Here is a 19,915-nt window from a genome sequence, read left to right as displayed (position 1 = left end):
CTGTGATGATTCGAGAATGAGGAGTGTCCATTGGGACAGCGCGAGGCGATCCACGATGAGTTGTGGGGGTGTGTGGTGACCCGGCGATTGGTAGGGTGCGGCGATGGCAGACGAGCGGGAGCCGCCAGGCGAACTCGACCGGGCCGAACCCGGGGACGATCCCACCCCGCGCTCGGGCGTCGGCGCCGCGCTGCTCGCCATGGTCCTGATGGTCTTCGCGGCCACGTGGACATCTCGCTGCGACCGCGAGGCCGAGGCGACGGCCGAGGTCTCCGCGGGGGGCGCCGACGATGAGCACGAGCGGACGCGTAAAGAAGAAGACGAGCGCCCAACCCTGATCACCGGGATCGTGCTGCGAGAGCTGCCGCTCGGCGACGAGGTCGAGGGCCCCGCGTCGGTCCAGGCCAAGCCCAGCGCCGAAGCCCTGGCCGATCCCGAGCTCGCCGCGCTCCTCGAAGATCTCCCGGCCTGGACCCTCGAGCCGCCCGGCGAGCAGGGCTGTCGGGTGCGGGCGTGGCAAGAAGGACAGCTCGTTGGTCGTGAGGTCAATTGTGAGGCCGACGGTCGCTACGCGCTGACGCTCGAGCCGGGCGTGCGCGGGCGGGTTCAGGTCGAGATGCTGATCCCGGGCCAGCTCAGGGGGCTCGTCGACGCCGACGTGCCGAAGGCCGGTCCGCTCGCGCTGGCCACGGTCGCGCTCGGGCCGGGTCACACGGTCAGCGGTCAGACGGTCGACGCGCGCGGTGAGCCCCTCGCCGAGGTCCGCGTGCAGGTGCTCCCGCGGCCGACGGTCGAGGGCGGACAGGCCGACGGGGCGCCCCACGAGCAGCCCGTGCCCTGGCGGACGGTCAGCGACGCCGAGGGCCGCTTCGAGTTCACGACCTTGCCTTATGGCCCGGTCAGCTTGCGCGCGATCAAGTCGGGCTACGCGCTCTCGGTCGTCGAGGCCGTGGCGCCCGAAGACGCGGTCTTGATGGTCCTCGACGAGCTGATCGATCTCGAGGGCGCGGTCGTGGCCGACGCGAGCTTGATCGAGCGGGCCGTGGTCCGGCTCGAGGGCTCGTCGGTCTGGCCGGCGATCGAGCGGCCCCTGGCCGCGGACGGGAGCTTCGTGTTCGAGCAGCTGCCCGACGGCATCTACGGGGTCGAGGTCACGGTCCCCGGAGCCCCGGGCGAGCAGGCCCAGGAGTTCGCCTCGGTCCCGCTCGAGAACATCACGCCCGACCTGCGCATCAACCTGGCCCTGGTCCCGGCCTTTCGCGTGCCCGTGCGCGTGGTCGACCCCGACGGCGAGCCGGTCCTCAGCGCGCGCGTGACCCTCGGCTACGGCCAGCTCGGGATGCTGCAAAAGAGCGCCGAGACCGACAGCGAGGGGCGCGTGCGCGTGGGCCCGGTCGTGCCCGGGCCCTACTTCGTGCGCGCCGACGCCGACGGCTTCTTGCCCCCGGAGTCCGTCGAGGTCGAGGTCGGGCCCGAGGGCTTCGCCGCCGAGGAGCAGGTCCTGGTCTTGATCCGCCCGGCCAAGATCGAGGGCGTGGTCGTCGACGAGGACGATCGCCCGGTCGCGGGCGCCGACGTGCTGCTCGACGGCGAGGTCGCGTTCGCGGTCGGCGAGAGCGACACCCGTCGGCGGATGTTCGCGGTCGCGATCGGAGCCGACGAGGGCAGCCTCGGGGTGACCACGGGCGAGGTCCCGGACATCCCGCTGTTTGGCGCCGACGAGGACGAGGGCGCGCTCGGCTCGATCGTGACCGACGAGGACGGCCGCTTCGAGATCGATCTGCTGCTCCCGGGCGCGTACCGGATCTGGGCGATGCACGGCGAGCACGCGGCGTCGGCGGTGTCGAGCTTCGAGCTGCGCTCGGGCGAGGTCCGGGGTGGGCTGCGGCTGCAGCTGCGCGAGGGCGTGCCGCTGACCGGGGTCGTGCGCAGCGCCAACGGCCAGCCGCTCTCGGGCATCCAGGTCGACCTCGGCGACGGGCTGGTCCTGACGACCGACGATCGCGGGGTGTTCGACGCGGGCTTTCGCCGGGGTCGCCAGGAGCTGATCCTGCGCGGGGTCGGGATGATCCCCAAGGTCGTCGAGGTCGAGCTCGGCGACGCGGGCGTCGACGTCGAGGTCGCGCTCGAGCCTGCGCGCGGGCGCTTCGAAGGCCGGGTCGTCGACGGCAACGGCCAGCCGATCGTCGACGTCGAGGTCGAGCTCCATCCGCGCGACGGGCTCTCACCCTCGCTGATCACCTGGACCGACGCGCGCGGGCTCTACGAGTTCGAGGCCCTCGCGCCCGGCCCGGTCGAGCTCGAGTTCCATCACCTCGACTACGTCTCGGCCAACGACGACGCCCTCGTCGACGAGTCGGCCGGCATCGATCACGAGCGCGTGCTCGAGACCGGGTGGAGCGCCGCGGTCCTGGTCCGCTCGGCCGTCCGCGGCGACCCGCTCGACGGCGTCGAGCTGCTCGCGGGGGACGTCAGCGCGACGACCGACAAGCAGGGCAGGGCGACCCTGACCCGCCTCGTCGGCGATCCGATCGAGCTCGAGGTCCGCGCTCCGGGCTGGGTCGGCCAGACCCTCGCGCTGCGCGACGACGGGACCGGGCGGATCAGCGTGACGATCGAGCTGGCCGAGGGCGGGTCGATCAGCGGGACCGTCGACGACGACATCGGCGAGGCGATCGCCAACGCCCGCGTCGAGCTTCGCTCGCTCGGCGGTGAGCTCCTCGGCGCGACCCTCAGTGACGGGCGGGGGCGGTGGCGCGTCGACGGTGTCCCGGCTGGCGACGTCCTGATCCGGGCCGAGCCGCCGCCTGCGCTGTCCGCGGTCCTCGCGCCTGTGGAGCTGCGATCGGACGTCATCCGGGGCGAGGTAACAACGGCGGTCCGGTTGCGGTTCGAGCAGCTGTGAGGTCTACTTCTTTCCCGCACCACCGAGGCAAAACCATGCGCCAGTCCAAGCTCCTCCGCGTTTGCTCGTCCTTCTCGCTCTTCGCCATCGCCGGCCTCGTGATGCCCGCCTGCGCGAACAATTCCGGTGACGAGGCCGCCAAGGGCAAGGATGGCGACGCCAAGCAGCAGGCCGAGCCCGCCAAAGAGGTCGACAAGGCCGCCCCGATCGAGGGCGAGCCGGTCGAGGGCGAGCAGAAGGTCGGGACCCAAGCGGGGGACGGCGGGGCCAAGAACGAGCAGTACGCGCTCCAGATCGACCCGAGCGAGGGCGTGGTCGGCGAGGAGGGCAAGGTCAACATTCGGGTGGTCCCCAGCGCCGACTGGCACATCAACCTCGAGTATCCGACCAAGCTCTCGGTCACGCCGCCGGCTGGGGTCGAGGTCGCCAAGGCCAAGCTCGGCAAGGGCGACGCGGTCAGCCTGACCGAGGAGAGCTGCGAGTTCGCCGTCGCGTTCACGCCGTCCGAGGCCGGCAGCAAGACCTTCACGGGCGAGTTCAAGTTCGCCGTGTGCCAGGACACCGCCTGCGTGCCCAAGACCGAGAAGCTCGAGTTCGAAGTCGCGGTCAAGTGAGGCCGCGGGCCGCGAGCGAGCGAGCGAGGAGCGAGCGACCATGCCCGATTCGAGTCGACTTCAAGCGCCCGAGCGCCTCGCTCAGCTCGCGGATCGCGTCGCCGAGGAGTTCGCCGCGACCCGGCGGATCCTGAGCTTCGACGAGTGGTTCGAGCTCCTGCTCGAAGATCCGCGGACCCACGCCCGCAACAGCCCGCACTACGTCCGCGACGCCCTCGACTTCTTTGGCAGGTCCGAGGTCCGGACGCCTCAGGGCACCGTCAATCGCTTCAACCTCTTCGATCGCGAGTTCGACGATGGCCCCCGCCTCGTCGGCCAGGAGCGGCCCCAAAACGAGCTCTACGAGGTCCTCGACGGCTTTTGTCGCCTCGGTCGGGTCGACTCGCTGATCTTGCTCCACGGGCCCAACGGCAGCGCCAAGAGCACGCTGCTCGAGTGCCTTCAGGCCGGGCTCGAGGCCTACTCGCACACCGAGGCCGGGGTCTTGTACCGCTTCGCGTGGGTGTTCCCGACCCGCGCGCAAGGAGGCAGCGGCATCGGCTTTGGCGCGAAGCCGCTGCGCGAGGCCCTCGGCGAAGAGAGCTTCGCGCGGCTCGAGGGCGAGGTCATCGCCTCGCGCGTGACCGACGAGAACAAAGACCACCCGATCTATCTGCTGCCCGTGGCCCCGCGCCAGGAGCTGCTCCGCGAGCTGTTCGGCGACGACGACGACTTCGTGGTCCCGTATACGATCCGCAACGGCGAGCTCTCGGCCCGCAACCGCAAGATCTTCGACGCGCTGCTCGCCGCGCACCAGGGCGACCTGCGCAAGGTCTACCAGCACGTCCAGGTCGAGCGCCTCTACCTCAGCCGGGCCTACCGCACGGGCCTCGTCGACGTCGAGCCCAAGCAGGCCGCAGACGCGCGCTCGTTTCCGGCGACCGGCGATCGAGCCTTCGCCCACCTGCCGCCCTCGGTCGCCGGGCAGGTGCTCTACGGGACCCAGGGCGACCTCGTCGACGCCCAGCGCGGGATCATTAATTTCTCCGATCTGCTCAAGCGCCCCTACGAGCACTACAAGTACCTGCTGACCGCGACCGAGAGCGCGCGGGTGGTCCTCGATCACCTGCTGCTCGGGCTCGACGTGGTGTTCACGGGCTCGGCCAACGACATCAACCTGCTCGAGTTTCGGGCCCGGCGCGCGGCCGAGTACCAGAGCTTCCGCGCGCGCCTCGATCTGATCTCGGTCCCCTACCTGCTCGACTACCGGGTCGAGCGCAAGATCTACCAGGAGCAGGTCGGCGACCTCCTGCGCGGGGTTCACATCGCCCCCCACGTGCCTCGGATCCTCGCGCTGTGGGGCGTGATGACGCGGCTGCGTCCGCCCGATCCGGCCAAGTACCCGGCCAAGATCAAGGCCGCGCTCGAGCGCCTCGGTCCGCTCGAGAAGGCCGACCTCTACGCCTACGGGCGGGTGCCCTCGGGCCTGTCGAGCGAGGAGGCCCGCGAGCTCCTCGCCGCGGTCCCCAGCATGTACGCCGAGCGCTTCGAGCACGCGGTCGCGTCGAGCCAGGGCACGGACCACATCCTCGGCGACTACGAGGGCAGCTTCGGAGCCAGCGTCCGCGACCTCAAAAACGTCCTGCTCGCGGCCGCCTCGGGCCTCGGCTCGAGCCTCGCGCGCGAGCAATTCGCCGACGGGCGCACCATCACCGTCCCGCGCCTGTTCAACGAGCTGCGCGCGCTGCTCGGCGACGCCGTCCACCACGGCTGGATGCACCTGAGCCCGACCGAGTCTGGCTTTCACCGGCTCGAGGGCGAGGGCTCGATCACCGAGGTCGCCTACGAGCACTGGCTCAACCTCTCCGACCGCGAGGTCCGCGAGGCGCTCGGGCTCGTCGACGAAGATCGCTACCTCGAGCTGTTCCGCAAGTACGTCGTCCACGCCAGCCACCACGTCAAGGGCGAGCGGATCTTCGACGAGGTCACGGGCCAGCTCGGCGACCCCGACGAAAAATTCATGCGCGAGCTCGAGAAGGCGATGGATCCCAACGCCAAGGACGGCTTTCGCCAGGACATCCTCGCGCGGATCGGGGCCTGGGCGCTCTCGCACCCCAACGAAGAGCCGGACTACGCGGCGATCTTCGCCGACTACTTCTCGCGGATGCGCGAGGAGTACTACCGCCAGCAAAAAGACACGGTCCGCAAGGGCATCGAGTCGATGCTCGAGCTGCTGACCGAGGACAAGCCCGCGGAGCTGGATCTCAGCCCCGCCGACAAGCAAAAGGGCAAGCACGCGCTCGAGGTCCTGCTCGGGGAGCACGACGGCGACGAGCGACGCGAGCGGCACACGCGGGAGTCGCTCAAAGAGACCCTCGTCGAGCTGTCCAAGCGGCGCTATTGAGCGCTGTGGGTGTGGTCCCGGGCGTGAACGAGCCCCGCGTCAGCTCGAGACGATCGGGGCTTGGAGGCTGTTGGCGGCCGCGAGGGCGGACTCGAGGATGAGGCGCTTGGGGCCGCGGGCTCCCGCGCTGGAGGTGGGGGCGCTGGCGGCTTGTTCGCGGCGGCGGTCGGCGAGCTGGTGGGACACGGAGCGGAGCAGCCGAGCGGCGGGGCGCAGGGCGGCGCGGAGCTCTCGGACAGCGGCGACGGCACGGACATGGGCGCTCATGGGCTCCGCAACTTGCAAGGGGTAGACCAGCTTTCACCTGGTTTACCTCGGCCCGACGCCGCCTTTACGAGCGCCGCAGGAGATCCCGATGTCAGGGGGGGCGGACATCGGCGTCGCACAGGGCCACTTGATCTGAAGATCAGTCGGCCGAGGTGCGCGCGGCTTCGGCGGCGAGCAGCTCGGCGATCGCGTCTTGGAGCGCGCGGGCCTTGGCTCGGTGCTTGCGCTCGAGGCCGTTGAACAAGATCGAAAAGGCGATCGGATCACGGCCGACCGCGCCCGCGTAGCCCGACAGCGCCGAGACGTCGTCGAGGGTGCCGGTCTTGACCCGAACCCAGGTCCGGGCCTCGCTGTCGTGGAGGCGCGAGCGCGTGGTCCCGTCGCTGCCCATGATCGCGAGCGAGGCCATGTAGTCGCTGCGATAGCGAAAGTCGCCGTAGACGTGGCCGAGCAGGTAGGTGAGCCCGGCGGGGGAGATCATGTTGTTGGCGTAGAGGCCCGAGCCGTTGCCGAGCACGAGGCCGTCTTGGGCCATGCCGATGTCGCGGGTGTACTGGCGCAGCTGCTCGAGCGCGGCCTCGGCCGTGGCCCCGTCGCCGGGGGCGAGCGCGCGCAGGATCTGCTCGGCCATGAAGTTGTTCGACCACTTGTTGACCGAGCGGCACAGCTCCGAGAGCGTCTCGCTCCGAAATGTAGCGACGAGGTCGGCGTCGGACGGGACCTCGCCCGGCTCGATCTTGGACTTGGTCACCTTGACGCCGCGCTGGGTCAGGGCCAGCTTCAGCAGCTCGCCCGCGTAGCGCGAGGGATCGCTGACGGGGTAGCGGTAGGAGCTGCGCCCGTTGTCGATGCCGAGCTCGCCGTGGAACTCGACCACGGTCTTGCCCTTGCGCTCCTTGGTCGAGACCCACAGCTTGTTGCGGGTCCCGGCCACGGTCGTCGCGGCGCTGCTGTCGAGCTCGATGCTGGCCACGGGCGGCTGAACTCGGAGGACCGGGGGCTGGCCGACGACCTTGGCCGGGCTCGCGAAGACCTCGTAGGTGTTGTAGTTGACCGACATCGCGCCGCCGGGCGCACGGTAGGAGGCGAACTCGGTCTTTTGGTCGAAGCCGGGCGGGAGCCCGTCGTGATCGAAGCGGCTGGCGTCGACCACGATCGGGCCGCGGATCTTGGTGATGCCCGCGGCCTGGATCTGGCCGGCGAGCTCGTAGATCTCGCCGCTGACCAGGGAGGGATCGCCGCCGCCTTGGAGGTAGAGCTTGCCGGAGACCACGCCGTCTTTGTTGGACCCATCCTCGAGCCAGACCCGGGTGCTGAACCGGTGCTCGGGGCCGAGGCTGGCCAGGGCCGCGGCGGTCGTGACCAGCTTGGCGTTGCTGGCCGGGTTGAGCGGCGTGTCGGCCTCGCGCGCGTAGAGCGATTCGCCCGTGCGGAGGTCGACGACCGAGATCCCGAGGCGCGCGTCGGTCACGAAGCTGGCCTCGGCGATCAGCGCGTCGATGCGCGCGTCGAGGCTGGCGTCGTCGGCCTCGCGCGAGTCGCTCGAGGGGGCTTCGCGCGGCGCCGTCTTCGGCGGGCTCGCCTCGGCCTGCGCGGGCGTGAGGACAGGCGTGGACACCGCGTTGGGATCGGCGTCGGGCCAACCGAGCGCGAGCGCGAGGACGGCCAGACCGGAGCCCGCGATGACGGGCGCACGACGAGCGCGGATCAGTCGATGGACCACACTGCCACCCTAGTCGCACAGGCCCTCGGGACCCAAGTTTTTGCGGAGCTCGCCTTCAAGTTGCGGTTGTCGCGCCGACGGTGGCCCCGGGTTCGCAACGCCGCAGCCTCGACCTGGCTCGGGGCGGGTTGCACCGCGGGCTGGTAGTCTGCGGCTGTGATGAAGGAGCTCGAGCGTGGTGGCAGTGGCAAATGGTCGGTGCGCGCGCTGGGTCTGCTGGGCCTGCTCGGGCTTGGGGTCTGGGCCAGCCCAGCCCACGCGGGGGAGCCTCGCCTGGATCAGCTCGCGGCCGAGCGGGGGATCGCCGCGGGCGAGCTCGAGCTCGGGCGCCAGGTCGCGGTGCCAGCCGGGTCCACGCGGCGCCAGGTCAGCGCCGAGCGCCGCAGCCTCGAGCTCCACGGGATCCCGCTGCGGGGCGCGTTCGAGACCACCTGGACCGCCAGCGACGGCTCGGCCCGGGTCGTGGCCTCGCGCTACCCGGCCGCCGACGCCCAGCTCCGGCCGGACCAGCGCCGCGTCGAGCTCGACGACGCCCGCGCGGCCCTGGCCCCGCGCCTGCGCCCCGACCAGCTCCGACGCGCAACCCAGCTCGACGGCGAGCTCGTCTACCTGCTGGTCTTCGATCGCCCGATCCTGACCTGGGAATTCACCTTGCCCCTGAGCATGTCGCCCACGCCGAGCCGCGAGCGGGTCTGGGTCAGCGCCGGGACCGGGCGAGTGCTCGACACCGTCGAGCTGGTCGATCTCGACAACCAAGCCGAGGTCTACGAGATCAACCCCCAGCACACGCCGGTGCCGTCGACGGTCACCCTCGACAACATCGACCTCGATCAGCAGCCGTGGGCCGAAGACACGGCCCTCGACGGCGTCTACCTGACCGGCAGCCGCGTGCGCGTGTTCAACTGCATCGACGCGCCCGACGGCCCCTATGCCCCGTGGCGGGACGACGAGGCCGAGACCCCGGAGTGCTACCCGACCCAGCAGGTCGTGGCCGACGCCGAGGGCGACTTCTTCGTCCCGCTGCCCGACGTCTCGCTGATCGCCGACAACCGCGACCCGAGGGACCTCTACGCCGAGCTGTCGATGTACTGGCACGCGGAGAAGTTCTTCTCCTTCATGGCCACGCTCGGGGTCGAGACCTTCCCCTGCGAGCTGTCGAACATGGTCGCCAATTTTCACTGGCTCGACCCGGCGCCCGCCTACCCGGAGCTCGACTTCGGGCCGTACAATAACGCCTACTACAGCGGCGCCTGCGACATCGAGGACGGCCCGACGATGCTCTTTGGTCAGGGCTCGTCGGTCGACTTCGCGTTTGATGGCGACGTCGTCTACCACGAGCTCGGCCACGGGATCGTCGCGGAGCTCACGCCCGAGGGCCTCCGCCGCTACCGCGCCCGCGAGGACGGGGTCTTGCGCGACGCCCGTTCGATCAACGAGGCGATCGCCGACTACCACAGCTTGATGATCACCGAGCGCCCGGAGCTGGCCGAGTACGTCGGCTTCTACTGGGCCGAGCTCGGCCGGGGCTGGATCCGCAACGCCGAGAACGAGCTCCAGTGCCCGCGCGACATGACCGGCGAGGAGCACTACGACAGCGAGCCGGTCAGCGCGGCGCTGTGGGCCGCCCGCCGTCGGATCGGCTCCAAGCTCGATCCCGTCGTGCTCGGGATGCTGCCGCTGCTGGCGAGCGACGCCTCGATCGAGGAGGCCGCCGCCGGCCTGCTCGCCGTCGCCGCGGCCGAGCGCGACGCCGGGGTCTGGACCGAGGGCGACTACGAGCAGCTCGAGCGCGCGCTCGCGGGCCGCAACCTGATCGACTGCGAGCGGGTCGTCGACGACCCCACGAGCCTCGACGATCCGCGCCGCTTGTACCTGCGCCCCACCGGCAATTACGTGTCGCCCTTTTGGCCGGGCCCGGTCCAGTACCGCCAGCGGATCCCGGCCGGCTCCGACAACCTCCTGATCACCTTCGAGGTCTCGGCCGCGGGCAACTCGGCGGGCCAGCCGGTCAGCCACGACGTCGACGTCGAGGTCCTCGCCAAGCGCAGCAGCGTGTCCGAGGACGCCTCGATCGCGTTCAGCTACGAGCTCGGAGCCCTCGGCCACGCCGACGAAGAAAAGGGCGACATCGACGAGACCTGGGAGGTGTCCGGCGACTGGGACGAGATCTACACGCCGACGACGCTGAGCGAGGCCCGTCGCCAGGTCCTGATCCGCGGGCTCGAGCCCGGCGAGGTCGTCCACGTGTCCTTCGTCAACCTCGACCGCGACGAGGCCGTCATCCGCGAGCTGCAATTCGCCAGCGTGCCGACCGAGGAGCTCGACCAGGGCTCGCCGAGCTCGGAGCCCGAGCCCGAGCTCGACGACGACGGCAGCTCCTGCGCTTGCACCACCGAGCCGACGGGCGGTAGTGGTGGGCTGGCCGCGGGCTTGCTGATGTTGCTCGCGCTCGGCCCCGTCCGGTCTCGACGCAGGTCACGACCCAGGTGAGCGAAGCCCAGACACCCGCGCCCTCCGAGCTCCTCGAGCCCTCCGAGCCCTCCGAGCTCCCCGAGCCCTCCGGGCCTCGCAGGGGGCGCCCTCGCTGGCGTCGGGCGCCGCTGCCAGGCTGGCTCGTGGGCCTGCGTCGGGTCGTCAACGTGGTCTTCCCGCTCGCGCTCGGCTACGCGCTGCTGCTCGCCGCGTGGCCCCGCGACGAGCTCGCCCCGCCCCGCCAGGCCCGCCACGACGAGCTGATCAAGGCCATGCGCCAGATCTCCTTGAGCCAGGCGTGGAGCATGTACGCGCCCAACCCGGGCCGCGGCCACTTCTACATGACGCTCACGGCCCACGACGCCGACGGCAGCGTCCGCGAGCTCGAAGAGAGCTACATGAGCGAGCACGGCTGGGGCACGGCGTGGGCCTGGCGACGCTCGCGGCTCGACATCTGGCAGCACGCGGTCACGCGCAAGATCGACAAGACCAACCGCAACCGAACCTGGTACCTGCGCGGGGTCTGCGTGCGCGAGGCTCGACGCGGCTACGACGTCAAGCGGCTCGAGATGAAGCGGGTCTACCGGCGGATTCGATCGCCCGAGCGGGTCCGCGAGGGCAAGGAGGTCATCGGTCCGCCGCGGCTCAAGCGAGCCCAAGACGGCAGCTGCCGGGTCAAGATCATCCGCGACATGATCGCCACCGATCGGGCGCTGCGCGAGGCAGGGGAGGGGGGCGCGTCGGGTGGCTGAGTCGAGCAAGAGGGGAGGCGAGGCGCGACAAAACCCCCTGGCCCGGGTCTGCGACGCGCTGTTGTCGGGCCAAGAAGACCCGCTCGCGCTCGGCGTCCTCCGGGCGGTGCTCGCCGGGATCCTGTTCGTGTCTGCGCTGCTGCACGTCGGGGCCGTCGGCGAGTACTTCTCCGACGAGTCGATGATCAACGATCGCTTCGCGCAGCTGGCCTTCCCCTCGCGCTGGTCGCTGTTCTTCGAGATCCGCGACCCGACGACGGTGCGCGCGATCTGGGCCGTCGGGGTGCTCGCGCTGGGCATGTGGACCGTGGGCCTGTTCACCCGGGTCAGCTCGATCGTCGGGCTGATCGTGTGGATCAGCATGTACGGGCGCAACCCGCTGCTCTACGCCTACCCCGACCAGCTCGCCCTGATGTTCGGCTGCCTCCTGGCCCTGATGCCGGCTGGCCGCGGGTTCTCGCTCGACGCGCGGTGGTTCGGCTGGGGCGGCACGGTCCCGGTCTGGTGTCGGCGGATCATCCAGCTGCAGCTGGCGATCGTCTACACCGTCACCGGGCTCGAGAAGACCGGCGAGACCTGGGTCGAAGAGGGCACGGCGATCTTCTACACCCTCAACAACCCCTACAACCGCCACTTCGACGCCGGGCCCCTGTTCGCCGCGCTCCAGCCCTGGCTGCTCGAGCCGCTGACCTTCGCGGTCCTGATCTGGGAGGTCTCGTTCGGTGGCTTCACGGCCTACAACTGGGTGCGCGAGGCCGCCGGGCGGCGCTTCCCTGCGCTTGGCGAGCGCCGCCGCGCGGGCCGGCCGGGCTGGCCGATCCCCGACCTGCGCTGGCTGTTCCTCGGCTTCGGCGTTGCGATGCACGTCGGGATTCAGCTCGGGGTCTACGTCGTGTTCTTCTCGCCGCTGATCGTCGGCTCGTACCTGAGCTTCCTGTCCAGCGAGGACCTGCGACAGCTGGTCGCGTGGCCGCGGCGCGCGGTCGCCAGGCTCCGTTCGTTCCGGGGCTCGCGGCGGGCAGCTCGAGCTCGTTGACGAGGCGGCGCCGCGGCTACCGGCCCGAGGGAATTACTGACGGGGAGTGTCAGCGGAGCCGGCGTCGTCGGGGCGATCCCGCGCGGTGGTGCAGGGTTGAGCGAGCGAGCGTGGGGCTTGCTATCGTTGCCGCACGTGCCCGGAGACTGGGAACTGGACGCGGCTCTGCTCGAGGCCTGGCGCAAGGGAGACGGCCAAGCTGGCGAGCGGTTGTTTGATCGCCACGCCGACGCGGTCGCTCGTTTCTTCGAGAACAAGGTTCGAGTCGGGGCTGAGGACCTGACCCAGACCACCTTCGAGCGCCTGATCAAAGGGCGCGATCGGGTTCGCGAGGGAGTCGCCTTTCGGGCCTTCGTGCTCGGGATTGCACGCAACGTGATGCGCGAGCACCTGCGCGAGCTCGCGCGGGGGCGCGAGGTCGATCCCGAGGTCGAGGCGATGGCCGATCTCGCGCCGGGGCCGACGACCGCGGTCGGCCGTCGGGAGGAGGAGCGGCTGCTGCTCGAGGGCCTGCGCCGGCTTCCAGTCAATTTTCAGATCTTGCTCGAGCTCCACTACTGGGAGGGGCTCTCGGGCCGGGACATTGGCGCGGTCATGGATCGGCCGAGCTCGACGATCCGCGGCCAGCTGGTCCAGGCGCGCAAGCTGCTGCGGGACGCGATGGAGGAGATCGCGGCCTCGACCGAGCTCCTCGACAACACCGTCAGCGACCTCGACGGGTGGGCGACCGAGCTGCGCGACCAGTTTCAATCCGATCGCGCGACCGACACGGGGTAGGCCAGCGCGATGCGGGAGACAAAACCAGAACTTTTTTCGAGTCGCTTCGATCCCTTCGCGTGCTGGCTTCACTACGAAATTGTTGCGAGGGACCACAACCAGGGCCGCGAACATGGGACAGTTGCTCGACATGAGTAGAGGACGCGAACATCGGGCCATGACCGACGGAGCGAGCGCAGCCAGAGGGGCAGGCCTGGGGCCGGTCGGCAGCTTCGAGCATCGGCGGGTGGTCAGCACCGTGCGTCAGCGGCTGTTCGGCTCCGGCGCGCTGCCCCAGATCGGTCGCTATCGGATCGACGGTCGACTCGGCGTCGGCGGCATGGGCGAGGTCTACCTCGGCTACGACGAGGCCCTCGATCGCAAGGTCGCGATCAAGCGGGTGCTCGGGGCGCTGACCAGCGAAGTCGGTCAAGCGCGGCTCCGGCGAGAGGCGCGGGCCCTCGCGCGGCTGTCCCACCCCAACGTCGTGCAGGTCTACGAGATCGGTGAGCACGAGCAGTGCACCTTCGTGGCCATGGAGTTCGTCGACGGCCAGACCCTCGCGAGCTGGCTGGATGCGGAGCCGCGCTCGTGGTCGGCCGTTCTCGACCGCTTCGTGGCCGCGGGGCGGGGGCTGGCCGCGGTTCACGAGGCCGGCCTGGTCCACCGTGACTTCAAGCCCGACAACGTGCTCGTGAGCGCCGACGGTGGGGTCCGGGTCGCGGACTTCGGCCTGGTGTTCACGGGTGACGACCCGCGGCTCGAGCCCGCGAGCGCCGAGCTCGGCCAAGCTGGGTTCAACGTGCGCATGAGCGTGACCGGTGCGGTCCTCGGCACGATCCGCTACATGTCCCGCGAGCAGCTGTTGGGCCGCGAGGTCGACGCGCGCAGCGATCAGTTCTCGTTTTGTGTCGGGCTCTACGAGGCCCTGTGGGGCGTCGCGCCCTTCTCGCTGGCGAGCGCGGTCGAGCGCCTGCGCGCGCTCGAGCGCGGGGTCCCGACGCCGCCGCCGCGCACGGGCGCGCGGCCGCCAGCGTGGCTGTGGCGGGTCATCCGGCGGGGCTTGAGCAAGGACCCCGCGGCCCGCTGGCCCGACATGCACGCGCTGCTCGGGGCCCTCGACGAGGTCGGGCGTCGGCGTCGGCGGTGGGCGTGGGTCGGCTCGGGCGGCGTGGCGGTGGCCGTGGGCGTGGGCGCGCTGGCCCTCACGCCCGAGGCCGAGCTCGACCCCTGCGCCGCGGTCGAGCGCGAGCTCGACGGGACCTGGAGCGACGAGCGCCGGGCCGCGGTCGAGCGTGAGCTCGCCGATCTCGACGCCGAGCACGTCGAGGGCAGCCGCGCGCGGATCTTCGAGGGCCTCGATCGTTGGTCCACGCGCTGGGTCGACGAGCGCGAGCGAGTCTGTCGGGCCAGCGCCGAGCAGCGGATCGAACCCGAGCTCGCGCGCCTCGAGGGCGCCTGCCTGACCCGCCAGCGCCAGCAGGTTCAGGCGCTCGTCGAGCTGCTGCTCGACCCGACCTTGACCGTCGACGGGCTCGCTAACGCCGTCGAGGCCGTCGCCGATCTGGCCGAGCCTGCGGCCTGCGAGGGCGCGCCCGCGTCGCTCGGCCTCACGCCCGCGCCGTCCGCGGTCGCGGACGAGGTCGCGGCCCTGCGTCGGGACATCGACCAGGCGCAGGGCCTGCGCCTGCTCGATCGGATCGAGGAGGGCCTGAGCTTGGCCACGACGACCCAGCGGCGGGCGCAGGAGCTCGGCTACGGTCCGGCCAAGGCCGAGGCCCTGGGCGAGCTGGCCAAGGCTGAGATCGCCGCGGGCGCGCTCGAGCGCGGGGTCGAGCTGGCCGAAGACGCGATCGACGAGGCCGAGCTCGCCCATCACGACTACCTGGCAGCCGAGCTGTGGACGCTCCTGACCCTGCGGACCCTCGTCGGTCTCGACGACGCCGACATGGGCGCGGTCTGGTTGCGGCGAGCCGAGGTCGCCGACGGTCGCGTCGCGTCCTCGCCGCGGGCGCGGGCGCGCCTGATCTTCGCTCGGGGGCGCCTCGCCGAGCTACGCGGCGAGCCCGACGCGGCCGAAGACGGCTACCGACGCGCGCTGGTCGAGCTCGAGGGCGACCAGTCCGCGGCGATCGATCGACCGGTCTATCGGTCCAACCTCGCCCGGATCGTGGCCCTGCGAGACACCGACGAGGCCATCGCGCTGCTCCGGGCCGCGCTCGTCGACGCCGAGCAGGCCTTCGGTCCAAACCACCCACGGACCGCCAAGCTGCTGTTCGAGCTGGGCTTCGCGCTCCCGAGAGACAGCGCCGAGAGCTCGGAGCTGGTCGAGCGTGCGGCGCGGATCTGGACCCAGACCCGGACCCGGCCAAGCGGCGACCTCGCGACGGCCGAGTATCGCCTCGGCGTCCTCGCGCTCGAGCGCGGGGAGCTCGAGGCCGCCGAGGCCCACGCCCACGCGCTGGCCTCGGTTCACGCCGACAGCTTGCCCCCGGGCCACCATGCCCACGGCGAGAGCCCCCAGCTGCTGGCCAAGATCTACGGGATCCGTGGCGATCACGAGCTCGCGCTCGAGCAGATCCGGGTCGCGCTCGCGCTGTGGCTGCCGATCCACGGCGAGACCGACGAGCGCGTCATCCAGCTGCGCGGTGACGCGGCCTCGAACCTGCTCGCCCTCGGCCGCGTCGACGAGGCCGCGACCGAGCTCGACGCCCTGGTCGAGTACGTCCCTGACCGCTCGACCCGGTTGATCCCGATCCGCGTCGACCGCTGCGAGGTCGCCCTGCGCCGCGGGGATCTCGAGGCCGCGAGCGCCGAGCTCGACGCGCTCGACAGCCCGGAGCCGGGCAAGCTCGGCCCCTATGAATTCAGCTTCGCCCTCCTGCGCGCGCTCGTCGATCAACGACGCGGGCGTCTCGGGCACGCGGTGCTCGAGCGCTTGAGAAGCGCCCGCGCTGACGCGGCGCCGACGGATGAGCAGATCAGCGCCTGGCTCGATCAGCTCGAGGTCAGCGCCGCCGAGCGCAGCGCCCTTGGCCTCGACTGAGCGACGGATTACTTTGTAGGGCCCCAACGCGGACGCGTCGGGTTGAACTGGATAGGGGTCGCTTGTACGCGACTGTATGTGTGGTCCCCTCAAAGGGGCTCGAGCCCTGTGCTCGAACACTTGGTGCTCGTGTCCATGGGACACGCGACTCACGGAATAGACACACGGAATAATCGAGCTCGATAGAACGACCGATAGACCGTTAGCTAGCGACCGATAGACCGTTAGCTAGCGACCGATAGATCGATAGATCGATGGAATCGCCGGATCTCCGGCGAGACAGGAGAGTAGTATGAAAAACACAAAGATTGTCTCTCGACACCTCACTCTGTTCGCGCTCCTCGTTGGCCTCGGGCTGCCTTCGGTCGGCGCCGCGTCGACCCCTGCGCCCGCGCCGATCCCCGCCGGGGACGGCGATCCCTGCGGTCAAGCCATCGTCGCCCTCGAGCTCGATGTTGCGGCCGGCCTCGTCTACCGCGTCACGCCGACTGGCCGCGAGCTGCTCGTCGACAACGAGCTCGACCTCTACTTCGGCTCGCTGGACCGCGTGGTCATCGATCTCGAGCTGACGGTCGGCGAGTGGGAGGTCGAGGTTTCACCGCAGGGGGCGCCGACCGAGGTCCGCTACACGAGAGGCGGCGCGCTGCGCCATGTGATCGAGACGGGCCCCGACGAGTACCTGCTCTCGTTCACCGAGCTGTCGGCGAGCGCGTCTGCGATGACCATGGGCCCGCTCTTGCCCGACGTCATCATCAATCCGATCCCCGACTGCCCGTCGCAATAGCGCGCCGAGCACCTACCGCCGCTGGCCGTCGTCGCGCTGCTGCTCGGCCTGCGCTGGCGGCGGTTCACGGCCTGGGGCGCCGCGGCTTCGATCGTGCTTGATCAGCGCCCGAGCGCGCCCGGTGCCCGGCGTGCTGCTGTGGATCAATACACCCTACCTGACGACACACCGCAACCGCCTGGCCCCGGGCATGGAGAGGGGCTACAGGGCTGCGCAGCAGGGCTGCGCAGCAGGCCCGCACCAGCGGGCCTCTCGCAGGCGGGGATTGAACTTGACCGCGGCCGGGCGAGGTTGGGAATGTCGCCGGCGATGCAACGCCTGGCTTTGTTCTCGATCCTGAGCGCGTTCCCCATGCTGACCGCCTGCGGCGGCGACCCGAGCAGTGAGGGCGACGCGAGCTCGCAGACCGGCATCACGACCGCGCCCGAGACCGGCGGACCCGAGACCGGTGACGGTGACGGTGACGGTGACGGCGACGGGGGCGAGGGCGACGGTGACGGCGACCCGGGCGACGGCGACACGAGCGACAGCGGCGTGAAGTTCGACATGGCCGAGCTGCCCGACGGCGGCGACGACGGTGGCATGGCCGTGCCACCGAGCTGCGACAACATCGACGACTTCCCCGCGACCAGCGTCGGCTGCGAGTACTTTGGCGTGCAGGTCCCGAGCTACGGCAGCAACCTCCCCTACGGGATCGCGGTCGGCAACCCGAGCACGGAGACGGCCACGGTCACGATCGAGGACATGCGCGGACCCGGCGACACCCTGCGCGAGATCACGACCTTCGAGCTCGAGCCGACCGACAGCGTGCTGACGCCGATCAACGGCCTCGGCGGGATCCTCGACGGCAGCCACATGGTCTCGGATCCGGGCCTCAACCCCTTCGCGGCCTTTCGCGTGAGCTCGGACGTGCCGATCACCGCGATGCAGCTGTTCCCGGTCGGCGGCGGGCCCTCGCACGTGTCCGAGGCCAGCATGCTCTTGCCGGTCAACGCCCTCGATCAGTCTTACATCGCGTCGACCTGGAGCAGCTTCTCGGGCTCGCAGCAGGGCTTCGTGGTCGTGGTTGCGATCGAGGACGCGACGACCGTGTTCACCGACAGCGGCGACTACATGCTCGACGCCTTCGACGCCTGGCACTTCCAGTCCGGGGCCGACGGGACCGGCTACTTCGTCGGCGCCGACAAGCCCGTCGCGGTGTTCTCGGGCATCGAGTGCACGATGATCCCCGATCTCCCGTGGTACGCCTGCGACCACCTCGAAGAGCAGATGCTGCCGCTGTCGGCCTGGGGCACCCACTACGTCGGCGCCCGCCACCCCCACCGCGTGCCCAATCTCCTCTCCGAGCCCGAAGATGTGTACTGGCGGGTGATCGCGGCCGTCGACGACACGACGATCACCTTGAACCCGGCGGTCGCGGGCAACGAGATCCAGCTCGAGCAGGTCGGCGATTGGGTCGAGTTCGGGACCCCGGTCAGCTTCGAGGCCACGGGCGACAAGCCCTTCTTGCTCGTGCAGTACATGTCGGGTTGTTACAACGTGGTCAAAGAGACCGACGTTTCGAATTCGTGCGATCAGGGCCCGACGGGTGATCCCTACATGATGCAGTCGGTGCCCGCCGAGCAGTGGCTGACCCAGCTGCCCTTTTTGACCGATACCTCCTACCCGCGTGACTTTGTGACGATCATTCGCGAGCAGGGGACCGAGGTCACGCTCGAGTGCCTCGGGGTCGTGAGCGACGACCACTTCACGTCGATCCCGGGGACAATCTACGAGGTCGGGCAGGTCGACCTGGACATTGCGGGGAACGGCGGCGAGGGCGACTGCGTCGACGGGGCCCAGTTCTTGACCGCCGACAAGCCCGTGGGGGTGCTCGTGGGCGGGGTCGACTGGGCGACCTCCTACGGCTACCCGGGCGGGCTCAGCCTCGACGCGCTGTGGGAGCCGCCGATCGTGCCGCAGGGGTGAAGAGCTGGCGGTCAGGGCTCTTGCGCGTCAAGCGGGGTCACCCCCCGCAACGAGCAGAGCGCAACAAGGCTGGAGGAGTCCGAGTTCGGGGTATCGCGGTACGAAAAGCACCTTCGACGCCGAGGCGACCGACATGGCGGCGCGGCACCAAGAGCCTTTTGCATCTCCGATGGGAGGCGACGCCCCGAACTCGGACCTCCTCCAGCCCTGCGCGGGGCCTCAACGGTCACGACACAGCCTCATCAACGACGCCGAGCTACCCGCCGCGAAGCACACCCCAGCCCACCGAGCGAGGAACGAGTCGCTGACGGCTGTGGGGGGTCTAAGGTCCTTCACGAGCCCGGGAGCGATTCGCTGCGCTCGTAGATCGTGTCGAGCGAGAGACACACGCCCGACAGCTCGACCTCACCCTCCGGACCGGTATCGACCAGCTTCCAACTCCCGTCGTCTTGGCGGGTGACGGTCGTGACCCTCCGCTCCTCGGCGTGAATCAACAGCACCTCGCGTACCGATGGGATGCGGCGGTAGTGTCCCAGCTTTGCGCCGAGATCGAGGTCCAGAGTCGAGCGCGAGAGCACCTCGACGATCGCGCTCGGGTTTCGGAGGGAGGCCGGTCGCGCGCTGGTGTCGAAGCTCGGCTCTTCACAAACCACCACGATATCGGGGTACAGGTAGCTCTCGGTCGCCTCGACCTGCACCCGCTGGTCCTGAGAGAAGACCCGACAGGGCCCTTTACGCAAGACCGCGTTCAGGGCGAAGGCGACGTTCGAGACGATCTGATTGTGGCGGGGCGAAGCCCCCGCCATGGCGACGACCACCCCGTTCAGTAGCTCGAGCTTGCCGTCCGCTTCTGCGTCGAGCTCGAGATATTCCGCGATCGTTGTCTGGGGAGCCGGGTCTCGCACACCCTCACTATCGCGCGCCTCGGGACAAGCGTCGACCCGGGACGGCGGGATCGACCACGCTCCCGCGTCAGCTTCGCCGCCTCTTGCGCTGCGACCGCCTCCCGCCGTCTTCCGCCCTCGTCGCTCGGCGCTCGCCGTATGCCCGCAGCTCGTAGTCCGGGGGGATGAGCGGGCGGTGGCGGGGGGGCTCGCGGTGTCCGGGTGGCCCGAGGCCGCGAATTCGTACCCCGATTCAAACCCCGAGCCCCCGCAAAGCACACACCACGTCGGCTCGCCCGAACTCGGAGCCCCGCCACCCCCCGAC

Annotated in this window: 13 protein-coding genes; 10 read left to right on the top strand and 3 right to left on the bottom strand. The window is 70.3% G+C overall.

The window, feature by feature from the left end:
- Positions 1 to 103 precede the first annotated feature (103 nt).
- The 3 genes from ENSA5_RS01330 to ENSA5_RS01320 are packed head-to-tail and all read left to right on the top strand — an operon-like array spanning position 104 to position 5,902.
- Positions 104 to 2,905, top strand: coding sequence for a carboxypeptidase regulatory-like domain-containing protein (locus ENSA5_RS01330; RefSeq protein WP_106389735.1), 2,802 nt, complete (start codon positions 104 to 106; stop codon positions 2,903 to 2,905).
- A gap of 35 nt (positions 2,906 to 2,940) precedes the next feature.
- A complete protein-coding gene (locus ENSA5_RS01325; protein ID WP_106389734.1) occupies positions 2,941 to 3,519 on the top strand; it encodes a protein-disulfide reductase DsbD family protein in 579 nt (192 codons plus the stop codon).
- A gap of 40 nt (positions 3,520 to 3,559) precedes the next feature.
- Positions 3,560 to 5,902 carry a hypothetical protein gene (locus ENSA5_RS01320; RefSeq protein ID WP_106389733.1) on the top strand — a complete coding sequence of 781 codons (2,343 nt, stop codon included), beginning with the start codon at positions 3,560 to 3,562 and terminating at the stop codon, positions 5,900 to 5,902.
- Positions 5,903 to 5,941: 39 nt separating this feature from the next.
- On the opposite strand, the gene ENSA5_RS01315 is transcribed toward ENSA5_RS01320, so the two are convergent.
- Complete coding sequence (locus tag ENSA5_RS01315) at positions 5,942 to 6,169, bottom strand: hypothetical protein (protein ID WP_106389732.1); 228 nt, start codon at positions 6,167 to 6,169, stop codon at positions 5,942 to 5,944.
- A gap of 139 nt (positions 6,170 to 6,308) precedes the next feature.
- Positions 6,309 to 7,892 carry a D-alanyl-D-alanine carboxypeptidase/D-alanyl-D-alanine endopeptidase gene (gene dacB, locus ENSA5_RS01310; protein WP_106389731.1) on the bottom strand — a complete coding sequence of 528 codons (1,584 nt, stop codon included), beginning with the start codon at positions 7,890 to 7,892 and terminating at the stop codon, positions 6,309 to 6,311.
- A 198-nt stretch (positions 7,893 to 8,090) separates the two neighbouring features.
- Here dacB and ENSA5_RS01305 point away from each other — a divergent pair, with 198 nt between their 5' ends.
- The 7 genes from ENSA5_RS01305 to ENSA5_RS01270 all read left to right on the top strand — a co-directional run bounded on the left by ENSA5_RS01305 (position 8,091) and on the right by ENSA5_RS01270 (position 18,706).
- Positions 8,091 to 10,382 (top strand): MYXO-CTERM sorting domain-containing protein, encoded by a 2,292-nt coding sequence (locus ENSA5_RS01305; RefSeq protein ID WP_146155201.1) that lies wholly within the window; start codon positions 8,091 to 8,093, stop codon positions 10,380 to 10,382.
- The gene (locus tag ENSA5_RS01300) at positions 10,379 to 11,116 is read left to right on the top strand and encodes a hypothetical protein (protein ID WP_106389729.1); all 738 of its coding nucleotides are present in this window, start codon (positions 10,379 to 10,381) and stop codon (positions 11,114 to 11,116) included. The genes ENSA5_RS01305 and ENSA5_RS01300 overlap by 4 nt, the downstream gene beginning before the upstream one ends.
- On the top strand, positions 11,109 to 12,152 hold the full coding sequence (locus ENSA5_RS01295) for an HTTM domain-containing protein (RefSeq protein WP_106389728.1): 1,044 nt from the start codon (positions 11,109 to 11,111) through the stop codon (positions 12,150 to 12,152). Before ENSA5_RS01300 ends, ENSA5_RS01295 begins: the two co-directional genes overlap by 8 nt.
- A 135-nt stretch (positions 12,153 to 12,287) precedes the next feature.
- Positions 12,288 to 12,929 (top strand): RNA polymerase sigma factor, encoded by a 642-nt coding sequence (locus ENSA5_RS01290; RefSeq protein WP_106389727.1) that lies wholly within the window; start codon positions 12,288 to 12,290, stop codon positions 12,927 to 12,929.
- 157 nt (positions 12,930 to 13,086) lie between these two features.
- On the top strand, positions 13,087 to 15,954 hold the full coding sequence (locus ENSA5_RS01285; RefSeq protein ID WP_181197157.1) for a serine/threonine-protein kinase: 2,868 nt from the start codon (positions 13,087 to 13,089) through the stop codon (positions 15,952 to 15,954).
- Between the two features lie 292 nt (positions 15,955 to 16,246).
- Entirely contained in the window at positions 16,247 to 16,738 is a 492-nt protein-coding gene (locus ENSA5_RS01280) for a hypothetical protein (RefSeq protein WP_106389725.1), read from the top strand.
- Between the two features lie 309 nt (positions 16,739 to 17,047).
- A complete protein-coding gene (locus ENSA5_RS01270; RefSeq protein WP_181197155.1) occupies positions 17,048 to 18,706 on the top strand; it encodes an IgGFc-binding protein in 1,659 nt (552 codons plus the stop codon).
- Between the two features lie 332 nt (positions 18,707 to 19,038).
- On the opposite strand, the gene ENSA5_RS01265 is transcribed toward ENSA5_RS01270, so the two are convergent.
- Positions 19,039 to 19,611: a Uma2 family endonuclease gene (locus tag ENSA5_RS01265; protein ID WP_181197153.1), complete on the bottom strand. Its 573-nt coding sequence runs from the start codon at positions 19,609 to 19,611 to the stop codon at positions 19,039 to 19,041.
- Positions 19,612 to 19,915 lie beyond the last annotated feature (304 nt).

Origin of the sequence: Enhygromyxa salina (assembly GCF_002994615.1) — a bacterium.
GTDB classification, from domain to species: Bacteria; Myxococcota_A; Polyangia; order Nannocystales; family Nannocystaceae; genus Plesiocystis; species Plesiocystis salina_A.
Note: the sequence above shows the minus strand (reverse complement) of the source record. Positions and strands in the feature narration are given on the sequence as shown.

Excerpts from the sequence above, each read along its gene's own strand:
- ENSA5_RS01330 (WP_106389735.1), top strand. The coding sequence starts at position 104 with ATGGCAGACGAGCGGGAGCCGCCAGGCGAACTCGACCGGGCCGAACCC.
- ENSA5_RS01325 (WP_106389734.1), top strand. The coding sequence starts at position 2,941 with ATGCGCCAGTCCAAGCTCCTCCGCGTTTGCTCGTCCTTCTCGCTCTTC.
- ENSA5_RS01320 (WP_106389733.1), top strand. The coding sequence starts at position 3,560 with ATGCCCGATTCGAGTCGACTTCAAGCGCCCGAGCGCCTCGCTCAGCTC.
- ENSA5_RS01315 (WP_106389732.1), bottom strand. The coding sequence starts at position 6,169 with ATGAGCGCCCATGTCCGTGCCGTCGCCGCTGTCCGAGAGCTCCGCGCC.
- ENSA5_RS01285 (WP_181197157.1), top strand. The coding sequence starts at position 13,087 with ATGACCGACGGAGCGAGCGCAGCCAGAGGGGCAGGCCTGGGGCCGGTC.
- ENSA5_RS01280 (WP_106389725.1), top strand. The coding sequence starts at position 16,247 with ATGAAAAACACAAAGATTGTCTCTCGACACCTCACTCTGTTCGCGCTC.
- ENSA5_RS01270 (WP_181197155.1), top strand. The coding sequence starts at position 17,048 with ATGCAACGCCTGGCTTTGTTCTCGATCCTGAGCGCGTTCCCCATGCTG.